Source organism: Neobacillus niacini (assembly GCF_031456445.1).
Classification (GTDB): domain Bacteria; phylum Bacillota; class Bacilli; order Bacillales; family Cytobacillaceae; genus Neobacillus; species Neobacillus niacini_I.
This window is the reverse complement of record NZ_JAVDUQ010000027.1, coordinates 78,475-84,647: the sequence shown is the minus strand read 5'-3', so window position 1 is coordinate 84,647 and position 6,173 is coordinate 78,475. Positions and strand designations below refer to the sequence as shown.

At 40.3% G+C, this 6,173-nt stretch carries 4 protein-coding genes; all 4 read right to left on the bottom strand.

Going from position 1 to position 6,173, the window contains the following annotated elements; translation table 11 throughout:
* Positions 1-348: 348 nt before the first annotated feature.
* Positions 349-801 carry a D-aminoacyl-tRNA deacylase gene (gene dtd / locus J2Y67_RS19565; protein WP_310176683.1) on the bottom strand — a complete coding sequence of 151 codons (453 nt, stop codon included), beginning with the start codon at positions 799-801 and terminating at the stop codon, positions 349-351.
* A gap of 13 nt (positions 802-814) precedes the next feature.
* Positions 815-3,010 (bottom strand): RelA/SpoT family protein, encoded by a 2,196-nt coding sequence (locus J2Y67_RS19560; RefSeq protein ID WP_310176681.1) that lies wholly within the window; start codon positions 3,008-3,010, stop codon positions 815-817.
* Between the two features lie 221 nt (positions 3,011-3,231).
* On the bottom strand, positions 3,232-3,744 hold the full coding sequence (locus tag J2Y67_RS19555; protein WP_310176679.1) for an adenine phosphoribosyltransferase: 513 nt from the start codon (positions 3,742-3,744) through the stop codon (positions 3,232-3,234).
* Between the two features lie 4 nt (positions 3,745-3,748).
* On the bottom strand, positions 3,749-6,097 hold the full coding sequence (gene recJ, locus J2Y67_RS19550; RefSeq protein ID WP_310176678.1) for a single-stranded-DNA-specific exonuclease RecJ: 2,349 nt from the start codon (positions 6,095-6,097) through the stop codon (positions 3,749-3,751).
* Between the last annotated feature and the right edge of the window lie 76 nt (positions 6,098-6,173).

The following is a 6,173-nucleotide window of genomic DNA, read 5'->3' as shown; positions in this document are numbered from 1 at the left end:
TCAAACTGTCGCCTATAACCTCTATACGCGACAATATCTATTGGATTCTCTCTCACACTGTCGCCTATAACCTTCATAGGCGACAATATCTATTGATTTCTCATTCAAACTGTCGCCTATAACCTCTATACGCGACAATATCCATTGGATTCTCTTTCAAACTGTCGCCTATAACCTCTATACGCGACAATATCTATTGGATTCTCTTTCAAACTGTCGCCTATAACCTTCATACGCGACAATATCCATTGGATTCTCTTTCAAACTGTCGCCTATAACCTTCATAGGCGACAATATCTATTGATTTCTCATTCAAACCGTCGCCTATAATCTCTATACGGACAAAATCTATGCCTTTCGATCCTTGCTATCCACAATTAACGTGACAGGACCGTCGTTTGTCAGTTCTACCTGCATCATCGCCCCGAAGCGGCCTGTTTCAACGTGTACTCCTTTTTCCTGTAAGAAACGATTAAAGGTTTCGTAAAGCTGGGTGGCTTGTTCCGGGCGGGCTGCATTAATAAAGCTTGGTCTTCTGCCATTACGACAATCGCCATATAGGGTGAACTGTGAAACAGATAGTATTTCTCCGCCAACATCCAATAAGGATAAATTCATTTTTTCAGCATCATCCTCAAAAATACGCAGATTTGCAACTTTGTCGGCTAAATAAGCAGCATCTTCTTCCTTGTCGTCATGGGTAACCCCGACAAGTAATACAAGACCACTGTTGATTTGACCTGTAATCTCTCCATTAACCGTCACTTTTGCTTTTTTACTGCGTTGTACAACAACTCGCATATCTTTTACTCCTTTAATTCATCATTCTACGGACGGAATAAATATCAGGAATTTGTTTAATTCGCTCAACGACCTTATGCAGATGATTCACATTGTGAATCGCAATTGACATATTAATCATTGCCATTTTATTGCGGTCAGACCTGCCAGAAACAGCGGAAATATTGGTTTTTGTTTCGTTCACTGCCTGCAAAACTTCGTTTAAGAGACCGCGGCGGTCATAGCCGCTGATTTCAATATCGACATTATATTCTTTCCGGTCATTCAAGGAGGATTCCCATTCGACAGGAATCAACCTTGATTGAGCATCGGTCGAGTCAATGTTCGTACAGTCAGAGCGGTGAACGGAAACCCCGCGCCCTTTTGTGATAAATCCGACAATTTCATCGCCAGGAACAGGATTACAGCATCTTGATAAGCGAATTAACAGATTATCAATCCCTTGAACTCGGACACCGGACTCGCGCTTTTTAGAAGAAGGAAAGGATTTCAAATCGGAAATGGCATTTGCGATGCTCGCCGATTGCTCTTGATCGCGTTTCTTCCGCCATTTTTCTGTTAAACGGTTGGCTACCTGAAGGGCAGTTACCCCATTATAGCCAACAGCTGCATACATATCATCTTCATTCATGAAATTAAACTTTTCGGCAACCTTTTTAAGATTCTCAGGAGTTAAGATTTCCTTGGCATCAAACTCCATTGCCCGAATTTCTTTTTCTACAAGCTCTTTTCCTTTGTCGACATTCTCATCACGGCGCTGCTTCTTAAAAAATGCTCGAATTTTATTTTTTGCCTGTGAGGTTTGTGCCAGCTTTAACCAATCCTGGCTTGGTCCATAGGAATGCTTGGATGTTAAAATTTCGACAATATCGCCTGTCTTAAGGGTATAGTCGAGAGTGACCATTTTGCCGTTTACTTTTGCACCAATCGTTTTATTACCGATCTCTGAGTGGATTCGATAGGCAAAATCAATCGGTACGGAACCGGATGGAAGCTCAATCACATCACCTTTTGGCGTAAACACGAAAACCATGTCAGAGAATAAATCAATTTTTAACGACTCCATAAATTCTTCCGCATTCGCAGTGTCATTTTGAAATTCGAGAATTTCTCTGAACCAGGTTAATTTTTGTTCAAAGGAGGCACTGTCATTTAATGTTTTGCCTTCTTTATATGCCCAGTGGGCCGCAATTCCGAATTCGGCAATTCTGTGCATTTCCGATGTTCGAATTTGCACCTCGAGCGGGTCCCCTTTTGGTCCAATGACCGTTGTGTGGAGGGACTGATACATATTAGGCTTAGGCATAGCAATATAGTCCTTGAAACGGCCAGGCATTGGCTTCCAGCACGTATGAATGATTCCTAATACGGCATAACAGTCTTTAATGCTGTTCACCACAATCCTCACGGCGAGCAAATCATAAATTTCACTAAACTGTTTATTTTGCAGCACCATTTTTCGATAGATACTGTAAATGTGCTTGGGACGCCCTGAAAGTTCTGCCTTAATGGATACTTCATCCAACCGGCCTTTGACTTCATCAATGACATCTTCTAGATATTGCTCGCGTTCCGCACGCTTCTTTTTCATAAGGTTTACAATACGGTAATACTGCTGCGGATTTAAATATCTTAATGCGGTATCCTCAAGCTCCCATTTAATCTTAGAAATTCCAAGTCGATGGGCCAGAGGGGCAAAAATTTCTAATGTTTCATTTGAAATCCGACGCTGTTTTTCAGCAGGAAGATGTTTTAGCGTCCTCATATTATGCAAACGGTCAGCAAGCTTGATTAATATAACCCGGATATCCTGAGCCATCGCCACAAACATTTTTCGATGATTCTCTGCCTGCTGCTCTTCGTGCGATTTATATTTAATTTTCCCCAGCTTTGTTACACCATCGACAAGCATGGCCACTTCGTCATTGAATTCCTGCTCCAAATCTTTTAACGTTACAGGAGTATCTTCAACAACATCGTGGAGAAAACCAGCAGCAACCGTTGCAGGGTCCATCTCAAGGTCAGCTAAGATGCCAGCCACCTGTATGGGATGAATAATATATGGTTCGCCAGATTTTCGATATTGATCACGATGAGCATGTTTGGCATATTCGTATGCCCTTTTGACTAAGTCAACATTCTCATCATTTAAATATGCCCTTGTTTTGTCGATGACTTGTTCGGCGGTTAACACTTGATCGTTCGCCATAAAATCACCTTTTTTTTCTTCTCATTTATTATAAAAATATCATTCATAAACTTGTTCATAAATAAGAATGATTGTTACTATTATCGAAAAAAAACACGAAGATGTAAAGAGATTGTCGTAATTTTTCCGTAAAAGTCGAAACATTTTGGTAATCGGGCGCCAAATTCCTATTTGAATTTATAAGAAGAAGGCACTCATTTGATGAGTGCCCTCTATTCTAATTAATACTCAAGTAATGTTAAAACATCGTATCCATCAAGCTTTTTACGGCCATCCAAATAAGTTAATTCGACTAAAAAGGCAATTCCTGCTACGACACCGCCAAGCTGCTCGACTAATTGAATGGTTGCATCAATCGTTCCGCCTGTTGCAAGTAAATCATCCGTAATCAGGACGCGCTGTCCTGGTTTAATGGCATCTTTATGAATGGTTAGAACATCTTTTCCATATTCCAATCCATAGCTTACCTTAACGGTTTCCCTTGGGAGTTTTCCTTCCTTACGAACGGGCGCAAAGCCTATTCCAAGCGAATAAGCCACCGGGCAGCCGATAATAAACCCGCGCGCTTCCGGTCCAACAATCAAATCGATATCTCTTTCTTTGGCATAAGCTACAATTTGGTCGGTAGCATATTTATACGCTTCGCCATTATTCATTAAAGGTGTGATATCCTTAAATTTAATTCCTGGTTTTGGGTAATCTTGGACAATGCTAATAAATTGTTTTAAGTCCATTCTTCTATTCCTCCTCCGTTTCAACCAACTCATGAATGACCTGGTCGAACCAGTCCTTCAATTGTTGAAAAGACGAAAATAATAAATCCTTTTCAAGTAAAAGTTGTGCCTGTTTAGTTTGATAGGTAATTGAGTCAGTTAATTCACGCTTTTGCGCTTGTTGATTCAATGTGATAAATCCATTTTTGATTGTTACAAATTCCAAATCGGAAAATACCTTTGCCATGAATGTGACCGTTTCCCGCGACCAACCGCGGTGTTTTGCAATTTCATCACCATAGCGTTTCAAATCGATTGGTCCTTTCTTTAAAAGGAAGGCATAAAACCATTTAAAGTGGTCCCTCGTTGGAATAGTGCTTAAAAAATCGCTGGATTCCTTATAAAGATAGGCATAAATCCTTGCAGGCTGTTTACCTCTAAATAAATCAAAGAGGATTTCTCTTGAGGTCGGGAAATCAACTAAAACCGTATTCGTTTCAGAAAGATTTAAACTCCTAGCTGCTTCGGAATTATCAATAATAACAACATCGTCAATGAGTACAGAATCTATTTTCTCATAGAGTTCCTTTTTAAACAAAATAAACTTTCTATTTTCCTTCGGTACGGAACCGGCAAGATGACTTAAGCGCTTTCCACCGCGATGATCAAATAATTGCCATGAAGTGACAGAGATATCTTGGATGAAAATTTGTGGTTTTCGTATATTGTTCCACTCATTGATGGATAATTCTCCAATTAATGAAATTTTGGAAGAGGGAGAAATATGATCCACTAAAGTTCCTAACCCGAATCCAACCCCATCAAGATCCGCCCCATTTTCATTTACCAGAACCTTCAAATGATTCTGATCACTGCCGATTTTCCTCATCGTCGATATTTGTACTTCACTAATTAACACCTTTGGCTTCGGATTGTCCATTCCAAACGGTGATAATAAATTCAGTTCATCTAAAGCCGGTAAGTTTATGTCCTCCAACCTGACTTCGTGATCAAGATACGTAACGGGAATAAAGTCCTCATCAGACAGCTGCTCTACAGCCAATGAATTAAGCCTAGCACGAAGCTGTTCCACATCCTCAAAGGATAGTGTCATCCCTGCTGCCATCGGATGTCCGCCGAAATGAGGCAGAATATCACGGCAGGTCGATAGATTTTTAAATAAATCAAACCCGGAAATGCTCCGTGCAGAGCCTTTTGCCAGCCCCTTTTCCTTGTCAAAACTCAAAACAATCGTCGGACGGTAATATTTTTCGACCAGTCTGGAAGCCACAATCCCAATAACTCCTGCATTCCAGCCTTCCTTGCCAATGACAAGAACATGGTTTGAATCGATAGGATAATTCTTTTCTACCTCTTCAATGGCTTCAGCTGTGATCGTATTGACAATGGTCTGTCTTGATTTATTTAATGAATCCATTTCCTCTGCCAAGCTTTTAGCTTCTTCAGGATCCTGTGTAAGGAGAAGCTCTACAGCCAAATCAGCATTTTCTAAGCGTCCAACAGCGTTAATTCTGGGAGCAAGAGTAAATCCAATGGTTTCTTCGTTTATTGACTTAGTGTCAACTCCAGCTAATTTAAAAATAGCTTTTAATCCCATATTATTTGTCACTTTAAGGTTTTCTAAACCTTTTTTGGCAATAAGACGGTTTTCATCCTTAAGGGATACTAGGTCTGCAATCGTTCCAATCACAGCAATTTCAAATAAATGTTCAGGAAGCCGTCCATAAAGAGCGTGTGCTAGTTTAAAAGCAACTCCAACACCAGCGAGCTCACGGAAAGGGTAAATGCTATCCGGGAGCTTTGGATGGATTATGGCAAGTGCCTCTGGCAGTACAGGCCCCGGTTCATGGTGATCGGTAATAATGAGGTCAAGTTCCAATTCTTTTGCTATATTTGCTTCATGTATGGCTGAAATTCCCGTATCAACCGTTATAATTAATTTAATTCCATTTTCAGCTGCATGTCGGAAGGCATTTTCATTCGGACCATAGCCTTCGGTAAAACGATTTGGAATGTAAAATTGAACATTGGCCCCTAAATCACGAAGGGTGATCATTAATACTGTAGTACTGCTAACACCATCCGCATCATAATCCCCAAAAATTAGAATCGGTTCTTGTTTTTCAATAGCTTCATTTATTCTTTTTACAGCAAGGTCCATGCCTTTTAAAAGGTAAGGGTCATGAAACTGTTCCTTGCCAAATAAAAAAAACCGGGCAGAATCGACGGTATCTAATCCGCGGTTAACAAGCAGTGATGCTACAAGAGGTGTAATTTTTAATTCAGCTGCGATTTCTTTTGTTTTCGCTTGGTCGGACTTTCGAACAATCCATCTCGTTTTTGACTTTAACATGCTAAAACGTCACCTCTCAGACTTTAATATTATACAGGAGTAGCTAATAGCTTTCAATCAGAAAAGCGGATGCCTA